Below are 23,139 nucleotides of genomic sequence, written 5' to 3'. Positions count from 1 at the left end.
CCATGCGGCCCCACCTGCCCCACCGGACCCACACAGCACTTGTGCGGTTCTTCGCGGGGCTGCGCCGGAGGAGGCACGGCGAGGTGGTCGCCGGCCACCACAACCGCAACCGCATCCTCCCGGTCGGACGGCCCCTGGCCTTCCTGCTGGGCCTGGAGTCCGGCCGGACGCGCGCCAAGTTCCGCGTCCCGTGCGACTCCGTCGTCGTTCTGGCCCGCCACTGGCGGGAGCCGGAGGTGCTGAGCGCGGTGTGCGCCCGGCTCGACGGCGTCCCGCGCTGCCTGGCCGACCTCGGTACGTGGTCGCTGCACGAGTACGTCACCGGCACCGTCCTGGCCGAGGAGACGCCGAAGGGCCCGGTCGGGCCGGTGCGCACCGCCGAACTCGCCGCGTTCTTCGCGCGTCTCGCCGCCGTGCCGGCCGACGCCCTGCCGCCGCGGCCGGCCGACTGGCCCGCGAGCGGCGACAGCCAGGGGTTCCTGGAGCGGCTGGCCCGCTTCACGGAGGAGCGGGTGTACCGGGGCAACCGGGCGCGCTTCGGGGAGCTGTTCGACGCGCTGGGGATCCCGGACGACCTCATGCGCCGCTTCCTGCGGTCGGTGCCGACGCTGACCGGCCGGCCCTTCGTCCTGCTGCACACGGACGTCCACCGGGCGAACGTGGTGGTGACGCGGACACCGGACGGGGAGCGCCTGTCCGTGCTGGACTGGGAACTCAGCCTCTACGGCGACCCGTTGCACGACCTGGCCACCCACCTGGTCCGCATGGACTACGACGACGACGAGCACCAGCGCGTCACCGGCCTGTGGGCCGAGGCGATGCACCGGGCCGGGCAGGCGCCGCTGACCGCCGGGCTCGCCCCCGATCTGACCGCTTACCTGCGGTTCGAGCACGTCCAGTCCGTCTTCCCGGACGTCATGCGGGCCGCCCTGGGCCTGCCCGGCGAAGCGCTGACGGAGGACTTCGCCCGCGCAGCCGAACGGATCCACGACGCCCTGCGGCGGGCCTGGACCGCCCTGGACGGCGCGCGTGAACCGGTCGGCGAGGCCGACGTCGTCCGCGCACTGCGCCGATGGCACGCCGCCGACACCGCGCGCCGCTCCGGCGGCGGCCCGGACGGCGAGCCGCGCACGGCCCGGCGACGGAGGCCCAGCGCGCGCGGCTCCTGCGAGGAGGCGGACCGGCCCGAGGACCTGCCCGAGCGGTCCGCCGCCCGGCCGGAGCCCGCGACGGGGCCGGAGCCTGCTCCGGCACGAACCGCGGCCGCGCCGGAGCCGCCGCCCGCTCCGCACCCCCCGGCCCGGGGCGCCGCCGGCAGGGCGGATCCGGCCGGGAAGGCAGGGCTGGAACTGCATGGACGGTGACGTCCTGGCCCCCCGGACGCCCGGACCCTGCTCGCCGGGGCCCGTGGAGTCCCCTTCGAGGATGTCCGGGTCACCGGCTTCCCACTGGCCGCCGTCGATCAGGTCGGTGACGACGCGGCGGACCTGGGCCGCGGTGACCTCGGCGACGTCGTCGTCGGGGCCGAGCCGGACCGCGTCCAGCAGCTGGCACCACGAGGTGCGGCCCGTTTCCAGGGCGGCGACGAACGAGTAGGGCCAGCCGGGGATGAACTGATCCGAGGAGCGTCCCGAGCGTCCGTAGACGTGGCAGAACAGCCGGTTGGGGCTGGTCGGCGCATCCGGGCGCAGCCATGCCGAGACATCGACGGCCAGGACCAGACGCCCGTCGGCGGCCTTGGGCTGCGGCAGCACGGCCAGGGCTTTGCGCAGCCGGACCGCGTCGATGCGGCCCCGGTTGAGCGCGTCGTACATCGCGCCGTGCCCGCGCCGGTGTTCGGCCAGCAGCGTCAGGTCGACCGGCGAGGTCACCGGGCCGTCCACGCAGAGCATCGCATCCGTGAGTTCGAACAGCGTGTCACCACGTGCGGTCAGGCACGCGTAGAAGTCTTCCCGGAAGTGTGACGTGAAGTCGAACGCACCCCGCCGGGCGTCGTGGTCCAGCACACTCACCTCTGCGGCCTTCGTACGAACGTGATTCCGTGGCGGAACGCATGGTCATTCGAAGGCCGTCAGCATGCCCGGCGAATCCCCGGATGCGCGAGCCTGTACGAGGCAACGTTCGAGGCCAGAGGCAAAAGAACAAGCTCAGCCCAGCACTCGGTCCTCGCCGTTGTGCGTCGACACCATGTAGACCTCCTGCCCGTCATCGCCGCGCGGAACGACCAGGACGGTGAACCTGGCGCCCGTGGGCGTGCGGAACCTGGTGTGGAGGCCGTACGTCTTCTCGGGGTCGAGCTTCAGGTCGAGCTTCTCCATGGTGCTGTCGGCAAAGGGCGGCCTGGTCCGGGACAGTTCCTTTCCGTCGATCGAGAACTCGGGGAACGGCCATGTGTTCGCCCGGGTGCGGTCCACCCCGTGGGCGTCGAGGTAGCCGTTCACACAGTCCTTGGGAGCCTCGAAGCGCAGCAGCAGATGCTTGTCGATCTCCTTCGACCGGCCGCTGAACCCCAGGTCCTCCACCTTGCAACCGGGCAGCGTGAGCTCGTAGCTCTCAAGGAGCTTGTCCAGGCTCTCGTTGGCGCTGGTGCCGGCCAGGGCGCGGGGGTCCGTGGTCTGGGCCGCGCACGCGGTCAGTGCGAGGGACAGCGCCGCGCAGACGGCCGTGACCGTCGCAGGGACGGTGCGCATGAACCCTCCTCCAGACACTCGGCTACGGGGTGACGACGGTGTTGACGCCAATGGTCCGGCTCCCTTGTACCGTGAAGTTCTTGGCCAGACGATAGTGGGGGGCGGCGGCGAGCGGGTCGAAGGAGAATTCGACCGGGCCGAGGTCCGCGCTCTCACCCAGGTCGAAGTTGTACGCCTTGTTGACATCGAGCCGGGCGTCCCCGCTGAGCCGGATCTTCCCGCCGTCGAGCACCGGCCACGGACGTCCCCGGACCGGGAAGCCCGGACGGGGCCGTGGTCCCCGAGGAGAACGGTCCGGCTCTCGACGCCGCCGTCGACGGCATTCGCCAGGCGCTGGAAGACGCCCTGCGGGCCGATCAGCCGAAGGCTTCCGCGCAGCCCGGCGACCTGCCGCTATGGACCCGCGCGGAGACCTCGCCCGCCGACACCGCGGCGACGGAGCCTCCGGCCGGGCCGATGGACGTCCGTACCGAGTGCCAGGCGGTGCTGGAGGCCCGGGAGGAGCACGTGCCGCCGGAGAACGGCACGGCGCAGGACCTGGTTGCCGACCTCAACGCCGACCTGGCCGCGTTGCAGCGGTCCTTCGCTCCGGCGACGGGGCGACGAGAAGGAGGCCGACGCCCCGGCCGCCGATGCTCTGCAAGGCGTCGCGGATGCCGCCGCCTCCTACAGCTCCCCCGGCGGAGGCCGCAGCGGGCCGCCGCCGGCGTCACGGGGCACCGCGTCCACCACGGTGGACATCCCGGCTATGCGTCAGCTCGGGGAGGCACTGGCCCGGCCGCTCCCTGGAGCCAGGGACGGGCGCGATACGCGCGTCTCCACGGCGGCCGCGCGGGGCAAGTCGACCACGCGGGGCACGGCGAAGAAGCCGAACGGCGCCGCAAGGAAGAAGCCGGGCGACTCCGCGGAGCAGGCGGGGCACCTGCGCCGCGGCGGCTCCGAGCCGCAGCAGCAGAACCGCAAGCCGACGCAGCGGTAGGACAAGCACCAGGGCCCGGACCACCGACTCGGTGGTCCGGGCCCTGGTGCTGCGGGTCAGCGCCTACGCTGACAGTGCCGCAGGTGCTGTCGGCCGAGGTGCTGTCGCCGGAATATCAGCAGGTCATGGGACTGCTGGCCGAACGCCGTGCCACCGGCGGCCAGCCGCTGACCTGCCGTACACCCGTACGGAACCCCCAGCCCCACACCCGGTTTCGAGAAGCCCTCCGACAACAAGCGCCGAGCTGTGACAGCCAACGCTGGAAGGCACAGGACCGGAGGGGCTCATTCCGCGCGCTGCTGCAAGCGAGGTGCTTGCAATAGTTAGCGCGATCCGGCAAGGTGGAGGTATGGCATCGCTCAACGTCGGCAGTCTCGGTGAGTACCTGCGGGAGCAGAGGCGCAACGCGCAACTGTCGCTCAGGCAGCTCGCCGATGCGGCCGGGGTGTCCAATCCGTACCTGAGCCAGATCGAGCGCGGGCTGCGCAAGCCCAGCGCGGAGGTGCTCCAGCAGGTCGCCAAGGCGCTGCGGATCTCCGCCGAGACGCTGTACGTGCGCGCCGGCATCCTCGATGCGGAGCGGGACCGGGGGGAGATCGAGACCCGTGCGGTCGTCCTCGCCGATCCCTCGCTCAACGAACGGCAGAAGCAGGTGCTGCTGCAGATCTACGAGTCGTTCCGCAAGGAGAACGGCTTCACGGCAGCGGACGGAGACGACGGCGCGTCGGGCGAGGCCGCCGCAGACGACCCCCGCACGGTCGGCGGAACAGACGCCGATCCGCAGCAGACGGCCGGCTGACCGGGCCAGGGAACGACCGGCCGCCGGCTGCGGATCACCACAACCCTCATCCGAAGAGATTCCGGGAGGACCATCACCATGGCCATCACCGACGACCTGCGCAAGACCCTAAGCGACCCGACCCCGCTCTACTTCGCCGCCGGCACCGCCGACCTCGCGTACCAGCAGGCGAAGAAGGTGCCGGCCCTGGTCGAGCAGCTGCGTTCCGAGGCGCCGGCCCGTTTCGAGGCGGTCCGCAGCACCGACCCCAAGGCGGTCCAGGAGAAGGCCGCCGCCCGCGCGAAGGAGGCCGGTGCCCGCGTCCGGGAGACGCAGGAGACGTTCCAGACCAGGGTCACGGAGTTCATGGGCTCCCTCGACTCCGACCTGAAGAAGTTCGGCGAGACCGCCCAGGACCTCGCCCTGCGCGGCGTCGGCGTCGCCGCCGAGTACGCCGTGAAGGCCCGCGAGACCTACGAGAAGGTCGCCGAGCACGGCGAGCAGACCGTGCGGACCTGGCGCGGTCAGGCCGCCGAGGGCATCGAGGACGTCGCGGAGGAGGTCGAGGAGCTGGCGATCGCCGTCGAGCCGAAGTCCGAGCCGGTCGCCGCGAAGGCGGAGCCGAAGCCGGCCGCCGCCGAGTCCGAGTCGGCCCCGGCCAAGAAGGCCGCCGCCGCCAAGAAGCCCGTGGCGCGCAAGACCACCGCCAAGAAGACCGCCCCGCCCGCCCAGTAGGGAAGACGGGACCACGCGCGGGCCGGGCACTTCACGGGTGCCCGGCCCGTTGAATGGGTACGGTGGCGGCAGAACAGACTCGAGAACGGGCGGTGGACGGGCAATGCTGATCGCAGGTTTCAGCTGGGTGATGTTCCTGCTGAGCTTGGCGCTGGTCGCGTTCAGCGGGTTCGCGCTGATCGACGCCGCGATCCGCCGGGAGGACGCCTACCGGGCGGCGGACAAGCGGACCAAGCCGTTCTGGCTGATCGTCCTCGGCCTGTCCTTCCTGGTGAACGTCATGAACGTGACGCTCGCGAGCATGTGGCTCCTGATGATCATCGGCCTCGTCGCGACGATCGTGTACATGGTCGACGTGCGGCCGGCCCTGCGCGGCATGTCCGGCGGCAGGGGCTGGGGCCGCCGGGGCTCCAGCAGCGACGGGCCGTACGGCCCGTGGAACGGCGGTCGCTGACCGCCGGCGCCGTCCGCCGGGCCCGAGCGGGCCCGAAGCGGGGCGTCACGGCACGCGGTCCAGCAGGACCACGGCCACGTCGTCCGTCAGCTCGCCGCCGTTCAGCTCGCGGACCTCGTTGACCGCGGCCTGGAGCAGTTCCTCGCCGCGCAGTCCCTGAGCCAGCTGCCGGCCGACCATCGCGACCATGCCCTCCTGGCCCAGCCGCTCCCGGCCCTCGCCGACCCGGCCCTCGATGAGGCCGTCGGTGTAGAGCATCAGGCTCCACTCGGCCCCCAGCTCCACCTGCGTCCGCGGCCACCGGGCGCCGGGCAGCAGGCCGAGAGCGGGGCCGTTGTTGTCGCAGGGCAGAAGACGCGGGCGGTGACCGGGGCGCGCGATCAGCGGGGAGGGATGCCCCGCCAGGCACAGGCCGGCGCGGCGGCCGTCCGGCGCGATGTCCACCGTGCACAGGGTCGCGAAGATCTCGTCGTCGCCGCGCTCGTGCTCCAGTACCTGCTGGAGGGTGTTCAGCAACTCGTCGCCGCACAGTCCCGCGAGCGTCAGCGCGCGCCAGGCGATCCGCAGCTCCACGCCGAGCGCCGCCTCGTCCGGGCCGTGCCCGCAGACGTCGCCGATCATGGCGTGCACCGTGCCGTCGGGGGTTCGGACGGTGTCGTAGAAGTCACCACCCAGCAGGGCGCGCGAGCGGCCGGGACGGTAGCGGGCGGCGAAGCGCAGGGAGGAGCCGTCCAGCAGGGGCGTGGGCAGCAGGCCCCGCTCCAGGCGGCGGTTCTCCTGCGCGCGCAGCCGGCCCTCGGCCAGCTTCCGTTCGGCCGTGTCGGACCGCTTCCGCTCAACGGCGTAGCGGATCGCACGGCTCAGCAGCCACCCGTCCAGCTCGTCCCGGAACAGGTAGTCCTGGGCGCCGACGCGTACGGCCTCGGCGCCGCGCTCGGCGTCGCCGGAGGCGGTCAGCGCGAGGACGGCGTGCCGGGGCGCGAGCTCCAGCACGTGCCGCAGCACGGCCAGCTCGTCCCCGCCGCCCTCCGCCCTGCCGGGCGCGGCCAGCGCGAGGTCCAGCAGGATGCAGTGGACGTCGTCGGTGAGCAGCCGCTCGGCCTCGGTGAGGTTGCGGGCGGTGCGGACACGGATCGGTTTGCCCGTCGTGTCGAGCAGATCGGGCACGATAGGTGAGCCGCCGGGATCGTCCTCGATCAGCAGCAGTGTCAGGTTGGTGGCGGCGTTGTTGTCGACCTTGGCTTCCTTGCGCGGGGTCTCTTCCCTGGAAGGGCCGCCCGGGTGGGCGACCTGCGCCTGACCACTCTCCACGGCCGGGATCGCCCTGGGCCGCGGTATGGGTACGGGCATCGTCTTCGGTTTCCTTCCCTCCCCCCGAGGGCACGGCGGAGCCGAGGGACCTCGGTTCACCGACGGGGACCTTAGCGGGTGCCGGCGCCGTAAAGGAATGGTGTGAGCCACCCCGCTGCCGGGCCGGCTCCGGTCATATGCCGCTTTTGCCAACGCAGTTGGACAGATCGACGCCGGTACCGGGATGACGAAGGTCACGCCGGTGCGGGGTTTGACGGATGATCCACGTGCGGTGAGTCACGTGGCCCCGGTCACGGGCGGGTCGTCGGGGTGTGGCGCCGGTCATGGGTGGGGTGTTGGGGTGTGCCGCCGGTCACGATGGGGTGTCGGGCTGTGCCGCCGGTCACGCGTCCGGCCGGACGACGCCCAGGATCGGCATCGAGCCCGCCCCTGTGACCGTCACGGTCCGCCCGGGGCGAGGGGCGTGCACGATCGTTCCGTCGCCGATGTACAGGCCCACATGGCTGGCGTCGCCGAAGTAGATGACCAGGTCGCCCGGGCGCATGTCCGTGACGTCGACGTGCTTCAGCCGTCTCCACTGCTCCTGCGAGGTACGCGGAATGGGGTGCCCGGCGTGCGCCCAGGCCTGCGAGGTCAGCCCCGAGCAGTCATAGGTCCTCGGCCCCTCGGCGCCCCATTCGTACGGCTTGCCCATCTGTGCGGTGGCGTACCGCACGGCCTTCGTGCCCTGGTCGGACGCCTTGTCCTGGACGTCCTTCAGCACGCCGGTGTCCAGCCACGCCGTCTGCGCCTTCAGCGCGGCCTGCCGCTCCAGTTCGGCGAGGCGCTCCTTCTCCTGTTGCTCCAGCCGGGATTCGAGCTTCTCCGCCTCGGCGATCTGCTTCTTGACCTTCTCCCGGGCGGCTTCCTTGGCCTTGCGGTTCTGTTCCAGCTTCCGCCACTGGGCGGAGGCGTCCGCGGCGTACTGCTTCAAGTCCTGCTGGGTGCGCGTCGTTTCCTCGATCAGCGCCTTGGCTGCGCGCTGGCCCTGAATGACCCTGCCCGCGCCGTCGAGGAAGTGCTGCGGGTCGTCGCTGAACACCAACTGCGCCCCGGGCGGCAGGCCGCCGCTGCGGTACTGCTGCCGGGCGGCGGCGCCGGCCCGGTCCTTCAGCCGGTCCAGGCGCTCCTGCCCCGCGACGATCTTCCTGGCCAGCTCGACGATCTGTGCGGACTGCTGCTTCGCCTTCTCCGCGGCGGCGTTGTAGGCGTCGGTGGCCACGGCCGCGTCGTGGTAGAGGGCGTCGAGTTTCCTGCGGACGGCCTCCAGGTCCCTGTTGGGCGACGCGGGCGCGGCGGAGGGTGTGGCCGAGGGTGTGCCGGAGGGCGTGGCGGAGGGCGTCGGTGCGGGGGAAGGAGCGGCGAACGCCGCGCCCGGTGCCGCCAGTACGGTGACCGCGCAGACCACGGTGACGGCCGCCGCGATCAGGCCGCGCTTGCCCGCCGTACCCATAGGTCTCCCCCAAACTGATTAACCGTCAGTAACATACGGTGCCTGGGGGATCGTGCCATGTTCGCGTCGAAAGCGACAGGGGTAGTGCTCCGATGGCAGGCGCGCTGTCTGCTCCCGGGCGGCACGGCCCGGTACGGCGTGATCCCCGCCCCTGTGACGTACCACGTGCGGAGATCGTTCCCCGCAGGTCAGGATAGGTGCCGCGATTCCGGGACGCGGGCCGGCCCGGTGGGGGAGGGGCGCGGGACGGGTTGCGCGGAGGTCGGGGCGTGGGGTGCCCGACGCCGCGGGGGCGTGGCGGCGGGGTGGGGCCCGCGGTGTCTCAGGGCCGAGGCAGTGGTGCCAGTGCCGTCCAGGCCACCGTCACCTCGCCCTGACGCCATCGCGACGGCCCGTCGGTCACCGGCCAGTCGGCGCTCAGGTCCCGCGCCGTCCGGATCCACCGCTGCCGGGCGCCGTAGGAGGCGTAGGGGGCCGCGGAGGCCCAGGCGCGGTCGAAGTCGCGCAGGAAGGCGTGGACGGGCTCGCCGGGCACATTGCGGTGGATCAGCGCCTTCGGCAGCCGTTCGGCGAGGTCGGAGGGGCGTTCCAGCGAGCCGAGCCGGGTGGCGAAGGTGACCGTGCGGGGTCCCTCGGGGCCGAGTGCCACCCACACGTGCCGCCGTCCGATCTCGTCGCAGGTCCCCTCCACCAGCAGGCCGCCACGGGAGCCGTCCCCGGCCGGGGCCAGGCGGGTGCACAGCCGCCGCCACACCGCGGCGACCGCGTCCTCGTCGTACTGCCGCAGGACGTTCGCCGCGCGGATCAGCACCGGCCTCCCGGGCATGGGCACCTCGAAGCCGCCGTGCCGGAAGGCCAGGCCGTCGCGCTCGAAGGGCCGGGCCGCCGCGACCCGCGCCGGCTCGATCTCGATGCCGACCACCCGTGCGCGTGGCGCCGCCGTCCGCAGCCGTCCGAGCAGTTCCACGGCCGTCCAGGGCGCGGCGCCGTATCCGAGGTCGACGGCCACGGGGTCGTCGGCGCGGCGCAGCTCTGCGCCGTGCGCGGCCGCGATCCAGCGGTCCATGCGGCGCAGCCGGTTGGGGTTGGTCGTCCCGCGCGTGACCGTGCCCACGGGGCGGGGAGCGGTGCGGGATGTCATGGATACGAGGGTATGCGGCCGACGGCGGGGCGCCCGCCCCTTTGGGGGGTACGCCGCGGCGACCCGGCGGCGGCGACCTGGCCACGGAAGCGCGGTCGTGGGGCGACCGCGGAGACCGCTCGCGGGGGTGCCGCCGTGGGTGGCGTGGTCGCGGAGCCGCCTCCCCGCGCGGAGGCCCCGCCGCCGTATCCCGCGGGACGCCCGGGGGTGTGGAGGGCTCCCGGGGACGCAACCCGCTATCGAACAGTTGCCCGATATCGGGTAACGCCTCGGCAAAAATCCCGGCACCCGGAATGGGAATGGCTCCCTCCGCTGTTCCTCCCCGAGGAGGGCGCCGCACGCCCTCCGAACGGCATGCCCGCAGCAAGGAGGACCGCCACGTGAGCCACTACGTCAGCAGGCTCGGGCGTCGCTCCCCGGCAACCCCCTCACGGCTCCGGCTGCACCGCCGCCCGCGCCGTGTCGCCATGCTCTCGGTGCACACCTCCCCGCTGCACCAACCCGGGACGGGCGACGCCGGCGGCATGAACGTATACATCGTCGAACTCGCGCAGCGCCTCGCCGCGATCAACATCGAGGTCGAGGTCTTCACCCGCGCGACCACGGCGGCCCTGCCACCGGTCGTCGATCTGGCCCCCGGCGTCCTGGTCCGCCACGTCGACGCCGGCCCCTACGAGGGCCTGGCCAAGGAGGACCTGCCCGCCCAGCTGTGCGCCTTCACCCACGGTGTGATGCAGGCCTGGGCCGGCCACCGCCCCGGCCACTACGACCTCGTCCACTCGCACTACTGGCTCTCCGGCCACGTGGGCTGGCTCGCCGCCCAGCGCTGGGGCGTCCCGCTCGTGCACGCCATGCACACCATGGCCAAGGTCAAGAACGCCAATCTGGCCGACGGCGACACCCCCGAGCCCGCCGCCCGCGTCATCGGCGAGACGCAGATCGTCGCCGCGGCGGACCGGCTGATCGCCAACACGGCCGAGGAGTCGGAGGAACTGGTACGGCACTACGCCGCCGACCCGGCCAAGGCCGCCGTCGTCCACCCGGGCGTCAACCTGGGCCGCTTCCGCCCGGCCGACGGCCGCGCCGCCGCGCGCGCCCGCCTGGGCCTGCCGCAGGACGCCCTGGTCCCGCTGTTCGCCGGACGCATCCAACCGCTGAAGGCCCCCGACGTGCTGCTGCGCGCGGTCGCCGCCCTGCTGGACGAACGCCCGGACCTGCGCCCGCGCGTCGTCGTCCCGGTCGTCGGCGGCCCCAGCGGCAGCGGCCTCGCCAAGCCGGAAGGGCTGCAGAAGCTCGCCGCGCGCCTCGGCATCGCCGACGTCGTCCGCTTCCACCCGCCGGTCGGGCAGGACCGGCTCGCGGACTGGTTCCGGGCGGCCTCCGTCCTCGTCGTCCCGTCCTACAGCGAGTCCTTCGGGCTGGTCGCCATAGAGGCCCAGGCCGCCGGTACGCCCGTGCTGGCCGCCGCGGTCGGCGGCCTGCCGGTCGCGGTCCGCGACGGCGAGACCGGCGTCCTGGTACAGGGCCACGATCCGGCGGCGTACGCGCGCGTGCTGGCCCGGTTCGCGGACGATCCGGGTATGTCGCCCCGCATGGGGGCGGCCGCGGCCCGCCACGCCACGGCCTTCGGCTGGGACACCGCCGCCGCGGCCACCGCCGACGTGTACACGGCCGCGATGCAGGCCCACCGCCGTCGCGTACGCTCCCACCATGGGTGATGTCGAAGAGGGCGACCGGACCGAGTCGACGGCGCGGACCGTCGAGGACGCGCTGAAGGACGCCGAAGTGGACTGGGAGAGCCCGCAGCCCGGCACCTACGTCGTCAAGCTGCCCGGCACCCGCAAGCTGTCCACGACCGTGCAGTTGGTCGTCGGCCGCCACTCGCTGTCCCTGAACGCCTTCGTCATCCGTCACCCCGACGAGAACGAGCCGGGCGTCCACCGCTGGCTGCTGGAACGCAACCTCAAGCTGTACGGCGTCTCCTACGCCGTCGACCGGCTCGGCGACGTCTACGTCACCGCCCGCCTGCCCCTCGCCTCGGTCACCCCCGACGAGATCGACCGTCTGCTGGGGCAGGTCCTGGAAGCGGCGGACGGCGCCTTCAACACCCTCCTGGAACTGGGTTTCGCCTCCGCGATCCGCAAGGAGTACGCGTGGCGGGTCTCGCGCGGGGAACCGACGCGGAACCTGGACGCGTTCCGGCACCTGACCCGGCCGGCCGACTGACGCCCTGCTCCCGCGGACGCCTCTGCACCGGCTGACGCCTCTGCACCGGCTGACGCCCCTGCACCGGCTGACGCCCCTGCACCGGCTGACGCCCGCCCTTCGGCTGGCACCCCTGCTCCGGCAGCGGCTGCTGTTCCGGCGGACACCCCTGCCCCGAACGCCGGTGGGAGCCCCGGCTCAGCCGGCGCGGGACACGCCGTCCCGGTAGCGGCCCGGCGTCACGCCGACCAGCCTCCGGAAGTGGCGGGTGAGGTGGGCCTGGTCGTGGAAGCCCGTCGCGGCGGCCGTCTCTGCCGGCGGGAGCCCGTCCAGCAGCAGCCGCCGGGCCCGGTCGACCCGCCGCGAGGTCAGGTACTGGTGCGGTGCGATGCCGTAGGCGCCGCTGAACGCCCGCACCAGATGGGCGGGATGGGCCTGAAGGACGGCGGAGGCTTCCGCCAGGGTGACCCTCTCGACGACCCGCGCGTCGAGCAGCTCGCGCAGCCGCCGGGCGAGCACCGGATCGCGGCGCGGGGGCGTGGCGGCGGCCCGCGGGCTCAGGTGCTCCCGCAGCCGCTCCCCGACGAGGGTCAGCCTGCTCTCCGCCGCCAGTTCGTCGCCGGGCCCGGTCAGAGCGGCGTGCACCTGTGCCACCCGGCGCCGCAGCAGCGGGTCCCGCAGATCGGGCCGGTCGACCGCGGCCCCGATCAGCGTCGTGGGCAGAAGCCGGCCGTCGAGGTACAGCACCCGCTTGCGGAAGCCGCCCTCGGTGGCGGACGAGCCGTTGTGCGGCACGTGCGGCGGCAGCAGCGTGACCGTGTCGTACGGGGTGCCGTGCTCGTGCCGGTCCAGGTCGTACCGCACTGCCCCGGCGTCCACGATGAGCAGCGTCCACGCCTCGTGGACGTGCATCGGATAGGCGTACTCGGTGAAGCGGGCGTGGAAGACCTCCGAGACGCCCGGGACGCGCGGGCGCCACGCGGCGACATGCTGCCCGGCGGCCATGCAAAGAACGTACAAGACGCAGCCGCACGACGGCCGGCAGGCTGCCGGCATGACCGATGAACCCACGCCGTCCGGCATCCGCTTCGACACGAAGATCGCCGTCCTGCTGCGCGCGGACCTCGAACCCTGGCAGCGCCTGAACGTCACCGCCTTCCTGGTCAGCGGCCTCGGCACGGCGGCCCCCGAGGTGATCGGAGAGCCGTACGTGGACGCGGACGGGGTGGGCTACCTGCCGATGTTCCGGCAGCCGGTGCTGGTCTTCGAGGGCACCGCGGAGACGCTGAGGGCGGCGCACGCGCGCGTGCTCTCCCGCGCGCTCCCGCGCGCCGTGTTCACCGCCGACCTCTTCGGCACGGGCAACGACCGGGACAACCGGGCGGCGGTGCGGGCCGTGCCGACGGAGGAACTGGACCTGGTGGGACTGGCCGTCCACGGCCCGCGGAACGCGGTGGACAAGGTGCTCAAGGGGTCGCGGATGCATCCGTGACGGGTGCGGCGGCCGGGGGCGTCCGCCGGACCGCGCCCTCGACGCCCTCGGCCGGCAGCCGCCGCATGAGCAGCGCGTACCCGACGCCCGCCACCGTTCCCACGGCCGCGGTGAGCCCCCACAGCCAGGCGGATCCGAACCGGTCGATGACGGTGCCGGACATCAGCGGGGCGACGAGCCCGGCGACGGACCACGACATGGTGTACATGCCCTGGTACCGCCCGCGGCCCCGGGCGGGGGAGAGCCGGACGACGAGCCCGGTCTGTGTGGGCGCGTTGACGATCTCCGCCAGGGTCCACACGCAGACGGTCAGCGCGAAGACGCCGACGGATCCGGCGAAGGCGGTGAGCCCGAAGCCGTACCCGGCGAGCAGCGAGGACACCACGAGCAGCCGCCGCGGATCGCGGTGCTCGATGAACCGGGTCACCGGGATCTGCAGGGCGACGATGAGGACGCCGTTGACGGCGATGGCGAAGCCGTAGTCGGCGGGCGTGAAGCCGGCCGCGCCCATCGCGACGGGCAGGCCCACCGACCCCTGCTGGAAGACCAGCGCCACGAGGAACGACAACCCGACGACGCCCATGAACCGCCGGTCGGCGAGCACGGTGGACAGCCGCACGGAGCCGTCTCCGGCCGCCTCGGCGTGCTCCGGGCCCGGCCGGGACTCGGGCACCTTGAAGAAGACGACGAGGGCGCAGACGAGCGTCATCCCGGCCTCGGCGAGGAAGCCGGCGAGATAGCTGAACTCGGCGATGAACCCAGCGGCCATGGACGACACGGCGAAACCCAGGTTGATCGCCCAGTAGTTCAACGAGAACGCCCGCACCCGGTCCTCGGGCCGCACGATGTCCGCCATCATCGCCTGCACGGCCGGCCGGGAGGCGTTGGAGGCCATGCCGACGGCGAACGCGACCGCCGCGATCGCCACCGGGTCCCGCACGAGCCCGAGGAGCGCCACGGACCCCGCGGTCGCCACCTGCGCGACGAGCATGGTGGGCCGCCGGCCCAGCCGGTCCGCCATCACCCCGCCGCCGAGCGCGGAGACGACGCCGCCCAGTCCGTGGAGGGAGGCGACGAGACCGGCGTAGAAGGCGGAGGCACCGCGGTCGAGGGTGAGGTAGAGCGCCATGAACGTGGCGACGAAGGACCCCAGCCGGTTGACGAGAGTGCTGGTCCACAGCCACCAGAACTCCCGGGGGAGCCCGGAGACGGACTCCCGGGCGGTGCGTCTGAGGGAGGCGGGTGACATGAGCGGGACCCCCGTGCGTGTGGCAGAGCGAGTAAGTGGCGCAAGCGGCAGGCACAACTTACGAGAGGAAGCTCACGAAGACCACTCGATTAACGGCCCCGGCCCGGAGCGGGGCGGAAGTCCGCCCTGTGAGCGCCGGCGCCGCCGCCCAGAGCCGTCGATTACGCTCATACGCATGGCCGACGCACCGTACAAGCTGATCCTCCTCCGTCACGGCGAGAGCGAGTGGAACGAGAAGAACCTGTTCACCGGCTGGGTGGACGTCAACCTGACCGCGAAGGGCGAGAAGGAGGCGACGCGCGGCGGCGAGCTGCTCAAGGACGCCGGCCTGCTCCCCGACGTCGTCCACACCTCCCTGCAGAAGCGCGCGATCCGCACCGCCCAGCTCGCGCTGGAGTCCGCCGACCGCCACTGGATCCCCGTCCACCGCTCCTGGCGCCTGAACGAGCGCCACTACGGCGCCCTCCAGGGCAAGGACAAGGCCCAGACCCTCGCCGAGTTCGGTGAGGAGCAGTTCATGCTGTGGCGCCGCTCCTACGACACCCCGCCGCCGCCCCTCGCCGACGACGCCGAGTACTCCCAGGCGCACGACGCCCGCTACGCCACGATCCCGCCGGAGCTGCGCCCGAACACGGAGTGCCTCCAGGACGTGGTGTTCCGCATGCTCCCCTACTGGTACGACGGCATCGTCCCCGACCTCCTGGCGGGCCGCACGGTCCTCGTCGCCGCGCACGGCAACTCCCTGCGTGCCCTGGTCAAGCACCTCGACGGTATCTCCGACGCCGACATCGCGGGCCTGAACATCCCCACGGGCATCCCCCTGTCCTACGAGCTCGACGCCGACTTCAAGCCGGTCGCGCCGGGTGGCACGTACCTGGACCCGGACGCGGCCGCGGCCGCGATCGAAGCGGTCAAGAACCAGGGCAAGAAGAAGTAACCGCCCACGCGCAAGCCCCCTGCCTGCGGGTTCTCCGCTGGGAGGGGGCTTTTCGCTGCCTCTGGGCCGTCTCTGGGCCGTCAGGTGCCGGGCCTGGCCGACTGGGCCGTGTCGAAGACGGAGGCGACCGCCTTGCGCGTGCGCTCCTGGCTCGACGGCATGAGGTGCGCGTACACGCGGAGCGTCAGGCCGGGGCCGGAGTGGCCGAGGTACTCGGCGAGGGCCTTGATGTTCTCTCCGGCGTCCAGGAGCACTGAGGCGTAGAAGTGGCGGAGGGCGTGCATGCCGTTCTCGCGGGACCCGGCGTACGACCCGCCCGGCTTCCGCTCGGGGATCACGCCGACCGAGGCGAGGGCGCGCTTCCACACCTCCTCGTTGAGCGACGTACGCCAGACGTGCCCGCCGCGCGGTCCGGTGAAGACCAGCCGCTTGGTCACCGGAGGCCCGTCCGCCACCTTCCACGGCAAGGTGATCTCGACCGGCGGGAACCGCTTCATATGGGTCCGCAGGGCGTCAGCGACTGGACAGGGGAGCGGTACGTCCCGGAGCTTGCCACCCTTCGGCGGGGCGAAGACCGGCTTGCTGCGACTCAGCTTGAGCTGCTGGACCACGTGGAGGGTGTCCGACTCGAAGCCGATCGCGTCGACGGCCACGCCCAGGATCTCGCCTTGCCGAAGGCCGCAGCCGCCGCCCAGGTCGACCATGGCTTGGTAGCGCTCGGGCATGCCGGCCCGGACGGCGAAGACCCGTTCCGGCGGCCAGGGCGCGACGCGTTTGTTGTCCACAGTCGGTGGACGGACTGAGCGGGCGGCGCACGGGTTCCGGGGAAGGTGCCCGTCGTCCACGGCCGCGCTGAGGGCGGCGCGCACGTTGGAGTAGATCGTCCGGGCATACGAGCCGCGGACGCCGTTCTCCTGGAGCTGTCGCACCCAATCGCGGATGTGAGCGGGCTGGAAGGAGCCGAGGGGGCGCGACCCCAGGTGGGGGTAGGCGTGCAACCGAAGCTGAGACTCCATCGAAGCCTGCGTGTTCGGGTCCGGCGCGTGGGTCACCCACTTCTCGGAGTACTGCTGGAAGGTGATCCGGGCCGCGCGGGGGTCGATGTACTGCCCCCGCGTCATGTCCGCTTCGGTCTGCGAGAGCCACTGCTCGGCGAGCCGCTTCTGACGGTCGGGGAAGCTCTTGGACTTCTCGGTGCCGTCCGGGCCCACGTAGCGGGCGCGGTAGCGCATGCCCGAGCCGTAGCGCTCGGTCTTGACTCTGCGAGTCCTGCCGTCCGCCCCCTTCTCTTCCTTGTACCAGCGGTCTTGGATGTGTCCGGCCATCAGGCAGCGACCCCCTTGATCTGGGACTCCACCCAGGCGCGTACGTCGTCCGGATCGAATCGCAGGTGCCGGCCGACCCGGAAGCCGCGAGGACCGGTGCGCCTACGGCGCCACTGGTAGACCGTCTCGACGCTGGGCAGGTCGAACATCTCCACCAGGTCGTCAGGAGTCAGGAACCGCGTGGGCAGGGGGCGCGGTGCGGCTTCCGCCACTGTGCTGCGTCGGTCAGCCACGGGTGGGTTCTCCTTCCGTTCCGGGGGCTGGTTCGAGGGACGCGGCAAGCCAGGCTTCGACGTCGGACAGGCCGGTACCGGCGAAGACCCAGTGGGCGAGGACGTACGTCGTCTCCGGCTCCTGGGCGGGGCCGTTGGCTGCTGCGGCTTGTGCGCGGCGCCATGCGGCGCGCGCGTCACGGAGGGCGCCGAGGGTGGTCGAGTAGCGGCGGGACTTGGTGGAGAAGTGGCCGCGGAAGCAAAGCATGTGGGACCAAGCGCGCAGGCGGAGGTGTGCGAGGTCCTTGCGGGCGCCGAGGGTCCAGGCGGTGCGGATGAGGCGGCGGGCGTGGTCGCTGATGTCGAGCTGGGCGAGTTCGGCGGCGAACTTCAGGGGCCGGTCGAGAGCTCCCGTCGCGGTCTCGGCGCCCTTGGTGGCGTACTTGGCGATGTAGGCGGCGACGGCCCGTTCGGTCAGCTCCCGACCGTCGTCGAAGTCGGCGGACCGGATCATGCGGACGTCGAGTTGGCGGCCGAAGGCGAAGGTGTGGGCGCGTCCGTCGACGGACGGCCCGTCCACGCGGACCTTGGCGGCGGCGGTACTGATGGCGTCGGTCAGCAGCTCGGGGGTGGCCCAGGCCGGGGGAGTGGTGTCGCCGCCTTGGGGACCGTCGAGGCGGATGACCGCGTGGAAGTGGACTGCACCGCGCTTCTGGTACTCGGCGACCTTGGCGAAGGACACGCGCGCGTGTTCGTGGAGTCGACGTTGGGGCAGACCTGCGCGCTTGGCGACCTCTCGGCGTAGGTAGATCGAGAAGCGCCGCCAGAGGGAGCCTGCGTGCGCGTTCCAGAGGACGGCGGCTTCGTAGTCGTAGGTGTCCGGGTCGAGTGCGGTGCCGAGTGTGTCGTCGTCCTGGTCGTGAATGGTGCGGCAGCGGCAAGGGCGGGCCGCCCCGGCCGGGCCGGTGGGGCGGTTGTGGACAGGGCCGAAGCTGGGGGCGGTGAAGGTGGCGAAGACGCGAGGGTGCGTGGCGACGTGTTCCGAAGTGCCCTTGCCGCCGCGCAGTCCGGCGGTGATCAGGTGGAAGGTGTCGCGGCGGTAGACCTCCGCGCAGGCCGGGCAGCGGGTGGTACGGCGGTTGTTGCAGCGGACGAGAAGCTGGCCCGCTGGCAGTTCGGTCGAGTCGAGGTGACGGAGGATGCGGCCGATCTCGCCGGTTGCCGTGTCGACGTCGTACTCGGTGCGGTGGCCGTCGAGGCGGATCGGTTGGGTGCAGCCTCCGTGGCCGGAGAGTTGGCGGAGGATACCCGGGAGGGCGCCGCCTGCGGCGAGGTTGGCGAGTTCCGTGAGCGGGGGCGGTGTGCTGCGGGCGAGGATGACTGTGCTCCTTCTGACTGGCTCGGTCAGGGGTGTGATGGCCTCCGGGGCGGCAGATGCTGGCCGTGTCCCGCCGTCCCGGAGGACCGGAGTCGTTGATCAGCGCCGCTTGTGTTCGCGGAGCAGGGAGCGCAGGACCACGGCGGCGATGGCCACGGAGACGGCCGAGACGGCGACGGCGGCCAGGAGAGCGGTGAGGACCACTCCGCCCGTGAGGACCGCCACCACGGCTCCGGTGCTGATGGAGATCGCCGGCAGGCCCCGTCGGACAGGCGCCGGGTCGGTCGTGGCATGGGTGTGCGCGGGCAGCGGGGTGGGGTTGCCGGGGTACTTCGGCAGGAACACGGCGATCTCTTTATCTACTCGTCTAGGCATGTGAGCCGTTTACGACGGTCACGCCGGTACGCGTGCCGGACTCGATGGCGGGGGCGAAGAAGGTGTGCGAGAGCCAGAAGCCGAAGAGGGCGATCAGGACGACGATCCAGGGTCGGATGCCGAGGAACTTGATCGCTCCCCAGACGAAGAAGCCGAGGACGAAGACGAGCGGCAGGCTGACGGTCACGGCGTTCGGGATCCTTTCAGCGGACGGGACAGCGGTGTGTGCGGGCGGCGAGTTCGGCGGCGGCACGGCTGTCGTAGTCGGCGGAGAAGCCGCAGCGCGGGGCGGTGCAGGCGGCGGTGTGCTTCTCGCGGCCCCGGTTGTCGTACGAGGTGGCGACCTGGACGGGACCGATGCGGGTGACGTCGCGGAAGCGGCGGTTGGCGGTCACGGTCGTTCTCCTGTCAGAGCTGGGCGGCGATGGCTTCGGCCATGGGCACGGGAACCCCGAGCCGGGTGCGGAGGGTCGCGCTGTCGATGGAGGCGCCCGTGCGGGTGCGGTGCTCGGTGGCGACCTTGCGCGCATGGTCGAGCAGAGCGGCCGGGACCGTTACGGCTGGAGGTACGGGAGCCGTCTCGGTGACCGGTCGAGAGGGCTCCTCGGGCGACGCTTTGGAGGCCTCCTCTTGGTCGTCGTCGGCCCGACCGATCTCGTCGGCTGCCGCCGGGGCGGTGTGGGCGAGGAGGGTTCCGCCGAGGAAGGCGACCGCGGGCCAACCGGCGACGAGGATGCGCAGCCAGGCCGGCACGTGGTGCATGTCGAGCAGCCCGGCGGTGGCGATGTTCGCGCCGAGGGACGCCGCGAGCGCGATGACGAACCAGCTCCAGGCGGCGGCCTTCGTGTTGCCGGTGCGGAGTCGGCGCCAGGCGGCGACGAGGAGCAGGTCGACCGAGATGGGGTAGGCCCAGGCTTTCCATCCGTCCTGTCCGGCCGCCGAGGCGACATCGTGCAGGTGGGCGAAGGACAGCGCGGCGGCGATGAGCGCCTGGACGAACACCGCGTCGATGCGGGCCAGTTGGGCGCGCATGGTGCGGCTCCTTCCGGGTTCAGGCAGGGGAGGGGCAGGGGCGTGGCACAAGGCGGTCACGCCGACCGTGAGGTGTGGGTGCAGGTCAGCTGGTCACAGGGTCCGGCTGAACAGCCCTGCCCGGCGTCTTGGCCGTCTGTACGGGGATGTTGGGCCGGAACGACTTGAGCGCGGGGATGTCGGGTACCAGGTCGGCCGACTTGCGGCAGACGTCGGCGGCGGCGCCGAGTGAGAGGTAGGGGGTGCGGATGCGGGACCAGCCGCCGGACGTGTCCCCCGCGACGGCGAGGCCGGGACATTCGGGTGCGATGGCGCAGGCGGCGGCCACTGCTTCCGGGGCGATGTCTCCGAGGGCCATCTTGGCGGAGGCTTCGTCGTTGACGCGATGGCAGACGCGGCCGGTCAGTTGGGCGCGGAGCATGGTGGCTCCCTTGCCGAGTTCGGCACCGAAGCGTTGCCCGCACACTTCCAGGTAGATGCCGGCGGCGCGGCCGAGTTGGGCGAGGCGGATGAGCTGGGTGACCATCTCGTCCCGGCGTTCCTCGTCCTTCTTGGTGGCGGTGAGGAAGAGTTCGGCCACCTCGTCCACGAACAGCACGATGGGCACGGGCCGTTCGTCCTCGGGCAGGCCCCAGATGTCGGAGGTGATCTCCTCGTCCGGGGTACCGGGCGCGATGCCCTGCCGGGCCCTGATCAGGTCGTACCGGTCCTCCATTTCCCCGACCAGCACGGGCAGCAGCTCGGCCGCTTCGTCCGGGTCGGTCGCCAGTGCGGACAGACGTGCGGCGAAGGGCGCCAGCTCCACGCCACGCTTGCAGTCGATGCCCACAAGGGCCACGGGTTGAGGGGCGAGCCCGGAGATGAGGTGGCGCAGGTACATGGACTTGCCGGACAGCGTTGCTCCGAGGACGAGTCCGTGTGGCACGGTCCGGTAGTCGCGCACGAAGGGCGTGGCGTCCTCCCGCAGCGCGACCGGCACTTTCAGGAACTCGTGGTCGGCTTTGCGGGGCATCCGTACGCGCCGCAGCACGTCGTACCCGACGAGTCGCAGTTCGACGACGCCGGGCCTGACAGTGGTGACGTACACGGCGTGAACACCCCAGGCGTGACGTAGCCGTTCGGCCGAGGCGGCGACGTCGGCGGGTTCCTGTCCGGGGGCGAGACGGAGCCGAAGGCGCAGGCCGGTCGTCGTGGGCCGGATGATGCCGCGGCGTGGTGGAACGGCCCGAATCTCCCGTCGCGTGGTCGCCTTGAGGGCGAGGACGCGAAGCCGGGACGGCGCCACGGTCAGGCCGCAGGCTTCCATGACCGCGCTGTACGAGCTGAGCAGTCGGACCGTGGATAACGGGAGGCCGACCGCGGACCAGTAGACGCCCGGGTGCCTGGCCCGGGTGTAGGCGGCCCCACCGCCGAGCGCGGCGACAGGACCACCCACCTCCAGGAGCGTCGCGAGATCGGTCATCAGGCGGTTGCCCCCATGGCAGCCGGGAAGGCGGCCGGGGTGACGGCGGCGGCGCGGTAGGCGATGCCGTGGCGCTGCTGCCCGTTGAACACGCTCTCCCACGGCCGGGCGACGAGCCCCGGCAGCGAAACGGGCGAGCCGAGGACCAGCCCTTCGGAGACCCCGCTCTCCGGGACGGTGACCTTGATCAGGGACGACTCCCCGTCCTCGATGTGGACGACACCGATCGTCATCAGGGCCTCTCCGCTCACGGCGTCCTTGGCGATCTCGCCCGTCTGCCGGTCGCGGACCTTGGGTTCAGGGGCCTCGGTGAGCAGGATCGTCGCCGCCGAGGTCTCCACACGGATGGTGCGCAAGGCACACTCTCCCATCTACTCGTCTATACAAGATGCGTCGTGCGAACCCGATTCCCGGGATCACGCTAACCACCTTGCCACACAACTTGCCCACTCGTCTATACGAGTAAGCATGTTGGGGTGTACGAGTTCGGAGAACCAGCCCCGCGCACCACCGCCGGTCATACGCTCACGTCGCCGGGAGCTGGTACGACAGCACGTATGCGTCTGCCGCCATGACCGTGTCGCAGACCTCGACCGGCCGCCCCTCTGTGTCGAAGGCGGTCCGGATCAGATGGATCACGGGCACGCCGGCCGCGAGGTGCAGTGTCTTGACCTCCGCGGGCGAGGGCATCCGGGCGCGGATCTCCTCCTCGAAGTGGTCGAGGCGGTGGCCCAGCTCTTCGAGGCGGGCATAGATACCTCCAGGGCCGGGGTTGGGCTCTGCGATCTGCGTTCCGCGTGCGATGTCGAGCGGAAGATACGAGGAGGCGAACTCCACAGGCCGCCCGTCCAGCAGATAACGCCGACGGCGAACCAGCACCCGCCGCACGGACCCGAGCCGGGTGGAGATGTCCTGACCGGCCTTCTCCTCCTTGACCTCCAGACTGTCGACCTGCGGGTGACTGCCGGCGGCGTCGGCCTCGACGATGAACGCCGATTTCCCCTGCTCCCTGTGCCGCCGGGCGAACCGGTCGGAGGCGAGACGGCGCACGGGCGGGCGCGGCCGGACGAACACGCCCTTGCCGTGCTCGGCGTGCACGAGGCCCTCACCCGTGAGGACGGAGAAGGAGTTCCGGACCGTCATCCGGGACACGCCGTAGTGCTCGACGAGTTCGGCCTCCGACGGCAGCTTTTCGCCTTCGCGGAATCGCCCACGGTCGATGGCCTCGCGAAGCTGGTCGGCGATCTGCCGGAAGACCGCACGATCGCTCGTGGGGTCGAGATCACCGAGAAGGCCCGAAGGGAGAGGGCTCACGTGTACTCCTTTAGGTATCTAGACGAGTGGGCGAGTGAAGTTGCTACGGTGGAGAGCCTAGCCAGCCGAGAGGGCCGAGGAACGTGAGCACTGAACGCCCGCACTCCGTGAGCGTGGCCGGGGTCGTCGTCGACGCCCGCGGCCGGGCCCTCTTGATCCAGCGCCGCGACAACGGCAAGTGGGAGCCCCCGGGCGGCGTCCTCGAACGCGCGGAGACCATCCCCGAGGCCCTCCAACGCGAGGTCCTCGAAGAGACCGGCATCAAGATCGCACTTCCCGCGACCCTGACCGGCGTCTACAAGAACATGACGGGCTTGATCGTCTCCATGGTCTTCCGCTGCGAGGCCGCCGACGGCACGCCCACCACCGGTGACGAGACCCGCGCATTGCGCTGGGCCACCCGCGAAGAGGTCACCGAGCTTGCCGACGAGGCGTACGCGATCCGCGTCCTGGACGCACTCGACGCGGTGTCCCCGCCAGCTATACGCGCCCACGACGGCGTGAAACTCGTCTAGGGCCTGTTCCAGGTTCGGATCATGTTGGTCGGAGGCTGCGGATCCAGATCACGGCACCGCGTA

27 protein-coding genes and 1 pseudogene are annotated in these 23,139 nt (G+C 71.9%); 10 read left to right on the top strand and 18 right to left on the bottom strand.

From position 1 onward, the window contains the following. Positions 1-2: 2 nt before the first annotated feature. Positions 3-1,364 carry a phosphotransferase family protein gene (locus tag I3F54_RS23435; protein ID WP_240120826.1) on the top strand — a complete coding sequence of 454 codons (1,362 nt, stop codon included), beginning with the start codon at positions 3-5 and terminating at the stop codon, positions 1,362-1,364. Positions 1,365-1,421: 57 nt separating this feature from the next. On the opposite strand, the pseudogene I3F54_RS23430 reads toward I3F54_RS23435, so the two are convergent. The 3 genes and pseudogenes from I3F54_RS23430 to I3F54_RS23420 form a co-directional block, all read right to left on the bottom strand. Next, positions 1,422-2,006: pseudogene (locus tag I3F54_RS23430) on the bottom strand (transposase); the annotation flags it as partial. A 141-nt stretch (positions 2,007-2,147) separates the two neighbouring features. Next, entirely contained in the window at positions 2,148-2,690 is a 543-nt protein-coding gene (locus I3F54_RS23425; protein ID WP_240120825.1) for a hypothetical protein, read from the bottom strand. 22 nt (positions 2,691-2,712) lie between these two features. After that, entirely contained in the window at positions 2,713-2,922 is a 210-nt protein-coding gene (locus tag I3F54_RS23420; RefSeq protein ID WP_240120824.1) for a hypothetical protein, read from the bottom strand. Between the two features lie 516 nt (positions 2,923-3,438). Between I3F54_RS23420 and I3F54_RS23415 the strand changes: the two genes are divergently transcribed. The 4 genes from I3F54_RS23415 to I3F54_RS23400 all read left to right on the top strand — a co-directional run bounded on the left by I3F54_RS23415 (position 3,439) and on the right by I3F54_RS23400 (position 5,636). After that, a complete protein-coding gene (locus tag I3F54_RS23415) occupies positions 3,439-3,669 on the top strand; it encodes a hypothetical protein (RefSeq protein ID WP_240120823.1) in 231 nt (76 codons plus the stop codon). Between the two features lie 349 nt (positions 3,670-4,018). Then, positions 4,019-4,468 (top strand): helix-turn-helix domain-containing protein, encoded by a 450-nt coding sequence (locus I3F54_RS23410; protein ID WP_240120822.1) that lies wholly within the window; start codon positions 4,019-4,021, stop codon positions 4,466-4,468. 78 nt (positions 4,469-4,546) lie between these two features. Beyond that, the gene (locus I3F54_RS23405; RefSeq protein WP_240120821.1) at positions 4,547-5,182 is read left to right on the top strand and encodes a hypothetical protein; all 636 of its coding nucleotides are present in this window, start codon (positions 4,547-4,549) and stop codon (positions 5,180-5,182) included. Between the two features lie 103 nt (positions 5,183-5,285). Continuing rightward, a complete protein-coding gene (locus I3F54_RS23400) occupies positions 5,286-5,636 on the top strand; it encodes a DUF2516 family protein (RefSeq protein ID WP_240120820.1) in 351 nt (116 codons plus the stop codon). 45 nt (positions 5,637-5,681) lie between these two features. Here I3F54_RS23400 and I3F54_RS23395 read toward each other — a convergent pair whose 3' ends face one another. The 3 genes from I3F54_RS23395 to I3F54_RS23385 all read right to left on the bottom strand — a co-directional run bounded on the left by I3F54_RS23395 (position 5,682) and on the right by I3F54_RS23385 (position 9,580). After that, positions 5,682-6,986, bottom strand: a complete 1,305-nt coding sequence (locus I3F54_RS23395; RefSeq protein ID WP_240120819.1) for a PP2C family protein-serine/threonine phosphatase — start codon at positions 6,984-6,986, stop codon at positions 5,682-5,684. A gap of 343 nt (positions 6,987-7,329) precedes the next feature. Further along, positions 7,330-8,439, bottom strand: coding sequence for a C40 family peptidase (locus I3F54_RS23390; RefSeq protein ID WP_240120818.1), 1,110 nt, complete (start codon positions 8,437-8,439; stop codon positions 7,330-7,332). A 322-nt stretch (positions 8,440-8,761) separates the two neighbouring features. Then, the gene (locus I3F54_RS23385) at positions 8,762-9,580 is read right to left on the bottom strand and encodes a class I SAM-dependent methyltransferase (protein WP_240120817.1); all 819 of its coding nucleotides are present in this window, start codon (positions 9,578-9,580) and stop codon (positions 8,762-8,764) included. A gap of 380 nt (positions 9,581-9,960) precedes the next feature. On the opposite strand from I3F54_RS23385, the gene mshA reads away from it, so the two are divergent. After that, entirely contained in the window at positions 9,961-11,298 is a 1,338-nt protein-coding gene (mshA, locus tag I3F54_RS23380; RefSeq protein WP_240120816.1) for a D-inositol-3-phosphate glycosyltransferase, read from the top strand. Next, positions 11,291-11,806 carry a YbjN domain-containing protein gene (locus I3F54_RS23375; protein ID WP_240120815.1) on the top strand — a complete coding sequence of 172 codons (516 nt, stop codon included), beginning with the start codon at positions 11,291-11,293 and terminating at the stop codon, positions 11,804-11,806. The genes mshA and I3F54_RS23375 overlap by 8 nt, the downstream gene beginning before the upstream one ends. Positions 11,807-11,983: 177 nt before the next feature. On the opposite strand, the gene I3F54_RS23370 is transcribed toward I3F54_RS23375, so the two are convergent. Then, positions 11,984-12,790 (bottom strand): AraC family transcriptional regulator, encoded by an 807-nt coding sequence (locus tag I3F54_RS23370; protein WP_240120814.1) that lies wholly within the window; start codon positions 12,788-12,790, stop codon positions 11,984-11,986. Between I3F54_RS23370 and I3F54_RS23365 the strand changes: the two genes are divergently transcribed. Then, positions 12,789-13,277 (top strand): DUF2000 family protein, encoded by a 489-nt coding sequence (locus I3F54_RS23365; RefSeq protein WP_374205957.1) that lies wholly within the window; start codon positions 12,789-12,791, stop codon positions 13,275-13,277. The genes I3F54_RS23370 and I3F54_RS23365 overlap by 2 nt on opposite strands. On the opposite strand, the gene I3F54_RS23360 is transcribed toward I3F54_RS23365, so the two are convergent. Next, positions 13,252-14,526, bottom strand: coding sequence for an MFS transporter (locus I3F54_RS23360; RefSeq protein ID WP_240120812.1), 1,275 nt, complete (start codon positions 14,524-14,526; stop codon positions 13,252-13,254). The genes I3F54_RS23365 and I3F54_RS23360 overlap by 26 nt on opposite strands. Positions 14,527-14,701: 175 nt before the next feature. On the opposite strand from I3F54_RS23360, the gene I3F54_RS23355 reads away from it, so the two are divergent. Then, complete coding sequence (locus I3F54_RS23355; protein WP_240120811.1) at positions 14,702-15,463, top strand: phosphoglyceromutase; 762 nt, start codon at positions 14,702-14,704, stop codon at positions 15,461-15,463. Between the two features lie 80 nt (positions 15,464-15,543). Here I3F54_RS23355 and I3F54_RS23350 read toward each other — a convergent pair whose 3' ends face one another. The 10 genes from I3F54_RS23350 to I3F54_RS23305 all read right to left on the bottom strand — a co-directional run bounded on the left by I3F54_RS23350 (position 15,544) and on the right by I3F54_RS23305 (position 22,561). After that, a complete protein-coding gene (locus I3F54_RS23350; RefSeq protein WP_240120810.1) occupies positions 15,544-16,788 on the bottom strand; it encodes a tyrosine-type recombinase/integrase in 1,245 nt (414 codons plus the stop codon). After that, positions 16,788-17,021, bottom strand: a complete 234-nt coding sequence (locus tag I3F54_RS23345; RefSeq protein WP_240120809.1) for an AlpA family transcriptional regulator — start codon at positions 17,019-17,021, stop codon at positions 16,788-16,790. Before I3F54_RS23345 ends, I3F54_RS23350 begins: the two co-directional genes overlap by 1 nt. Next, the gene (locus tag I3F54_RS23340) at positions 17,014-18,306 is read right to left on the bottom strand and encodes a replication initiator (protein ID WP_240120884.1); all 1,293 of its coding nucleotides are present in this window, start codon (positions 18,304-18,306) and stop codon (positions 17,014-17,016) included. Before I3F54_RS23340 ends, I3F54_RS23345 begins: the two co-directional genes overlap by 8 nt. A gap of 171 nt (positions 18,307-18,477) precedes the next feature. Further along, complete coding sequence (locus I3F54_RS23335) at positions 18,478-18,723, bottom strand: SpdD protein (protein WP_240120882.1); 246 nt, start codon at positions 18,721-18,723, stop codon at positions 18,478-18,480. A gap of 22 nt (positions 18,724-18,745) precedes the next feature. After that, on the bottom strand, positions 18,746-18,940 hold the full coding sequence (locus tag I3F54_RS23330) for a hypothetical protein (RefSeq protein WP_240120808.1): 195 nt from the start codon (positions 18,938-18,940) through the stop codon (positions 18,746-18,748). 16 nt (positions 18,941-18,956) lie between these two features. Continuing rightward, complete coding sequence (locus I3F54_RS23325) at positions 18,957-19,148, bottom strand: mobile element transfer protein (protein WP_240120807.1); 192 nt, start codon at positions 19,146-19,148, stop codon at positions 18,957-18,959. Positions 19,149-19,161: 13 nt separating this feature from the next. Then, a complete protein-coding gene (locus tag I3F54_RS23320) occupies positions 19,162-19,785 on the bottom strand; it encodes a DUF2637 domain-containing protein (protein ID WP_240120806.1) in 624 nt (207 codons plus the stop codon). 85 nt (positions 19,786-19,870) lie between these two features. Further along, entirely contained in the window at positions 19,871-21,247 is a 1,377-nt protein-coding gene (locus I3F54_RS23315) for an FtsK/SpoIIIE domain-containing protein (protein ID WP_240120805.1), read from the bottom strand. Next, positions 21,247-21,603, bottom strand: coding sequence for a hypothetical protein (locus I3F54_RS23310; RefSeq protein WP_240120804.1), 357 nt, complete (start codon positions 21,601-21,603; stop codon positions 21,247-21,249). The genes I3F54_RS23315 and I3F54_RS23310 overlap by 1 nt, the downstream gene beginning before the upstream one ends. Before the next feature lie 169 nt (positions 21,604-21,772). Further along, positions 21,773-22,561: a GntR family transcriptional regulator gene (locus I3F54_RS23305; protein WP_240120803.1), complete on the bottom strand. Its 789-nt coding sequence runs from the start codon at positions 22,559-22,561 to the stop codon at positions 21,773-21,775. A 107-nt stretch (positions 22,562-22,668) separates the two neighbouring features. Between I3F54_RS23305 and I3F54_RS23300 the strand changes: the two genes are divergently transcribed. Beyond that, a complete protein-coding gene (locus tag I3F54_RS23300; RefSeq protein WP_240120881.1) occupies positions 22,669-23,076 on the top strand; it encodes an NUDIX hydrolase in 408 nt (135 codons plus the stop codon). Positions 23,077-23,139: the final 63 nt, after the last annotated feature.

The sequence above is a fragment of the Streptomyces sp. MUM 2J genome (assembly GCF_022414535.1).
Classification (GTDB): Bacteria; Actinomycetota; Actinomycetes; order Streptomycetales; family Streptomycetaceae; genus Streptomyces.
This window is presented reverse-complemented; position numbering and strand designations above follow the sequence as displayed.

Excerpts from the sequence above, each read along its gene's own strand:
- I3F54_RS23400 (WP_240120820.1), top strand. The coding sequence starts at position 5,286 with ATGCTGATCGCAGGTTTCAGCTGGGTGATGTTCCTGCTGAGCTTGGCG.
- I3F54_RS23320 (WP_240120806.1), bottom strand. The coding sequence starts at position 19,785 with ATGCGCGCCCAACTGGCCCGCATCGACGCGGTGTTCGTCCAGGCGCTC.
- I3F54_RS23425 (WP_240120825.1), bottom strand. The coding sequence starts at position 2,690 with ATGCGCACCGTCCCTGCGACGGTCACGGCCGTCTGCGCGGCGCTGTCC.
- I3F54_RS23360 (WP_240120812.1), bottom strand. The coding sequence starts at position 14,526 with ATGTCACCCGCCTCCCTCAGACGCACCGCCCGGGAGTCCGTCTCCGGG.
- I3F54_RS23395 (WP_240120819.1), bottom strand. The coding sequence starts at position 6,986 with ATGCCCGTACCCATACCGCGGCCCAGGGCGATCCCGGCCGTGGAGAGT.
- I3F54_RS23370 (WP_240120814.1), bottom strand. The coding sequence starts at position 12,790 with ATGGCCGCCGGGCAGCATGTCGCCGCGTGGCGCCCGCGCGTCCCGGGC.
- I3F54_RS23390 (WP_240120818.1), bottom strand. The coding sequence starts at position 8,439 with ATGGGTACGGCGGGCAAGCGCGGCCTGATCGCGGCGGCCGTCACCGTG.
- I3F54_RS23385 (WP_240120817.1), bottom strand. The coding sequence starts at position 9,580 with ATGACATCCCGCACCGCTCCCCGCCCCGTGGGCACGGTCACGCGCGGG.
- I3F54_RS23355 (WP_240120811.1), top strand. The coding sequence starts at position 14,702 with ATGGCCGACGCACCGTACAAGCTGATCCTCCTCCGTCACGGCGAGAGC.
- I3F54_RS23365 (WP_374205957.1), top strand. The coding sequence starts at position 12,789 with ATGCAAAGAACGTACAAGACGCAGCCGCACGACGGCCGGCAGGCTGCC.
- I3F54_RS23435 (WP_240120826.1), top strand. The coding sequence starts at position 3 with ATGCGGCCCCACCTGCCCCACCGGACCCACACAGCACTTGTGCGGTTC.
- I3F54_RS23375 (WP_240120815.1), top strand. The coding sequence starts at position 11,291 with ATGGGTGATGTCGAAGAGGGCGACCGGACCGAGTCGACGGCGCGGACC.
- I3F54_RS23410 (WP_240120822.1), top strand. The coding sequence starts at position 4,019 with ATGGCATCGCTCAACGTCGGCAGTCTCGGTGAGTACCTGCGGGAGCAG.
- I3F54_RS23415 (WP_240120823.1), top strand. The coding sequence starts at position 3,439 with ATGCGTCAGCTCGGGGAGGCACTGGCCCGGCCGCTCCCTGGAGCCAGG.
- I3F54_RS23405 (WP_240120821.1), top strand. The coding sequence starts at position 4,547 with ATGGCCATCACCGACGACCTGCGCAAGACCCTAAGCGACCCGACCCCG.
- I3F54_RS23350 (WP_240120810.1), bottom strand. The coding sequence starts at position 16,788 with ATGGCCGGACACATCCAAGACCGCTGGTACAAGGAAGAGAAGGGGGCG.
- I3F54_RS23315 (WP_240120805.1), bottom strand. The coding sequence starts at position 21,247 with ATGACCGATCTCGCGACGCTCCTGGAGGTGGGTGGTCCTGTCGCCGCG.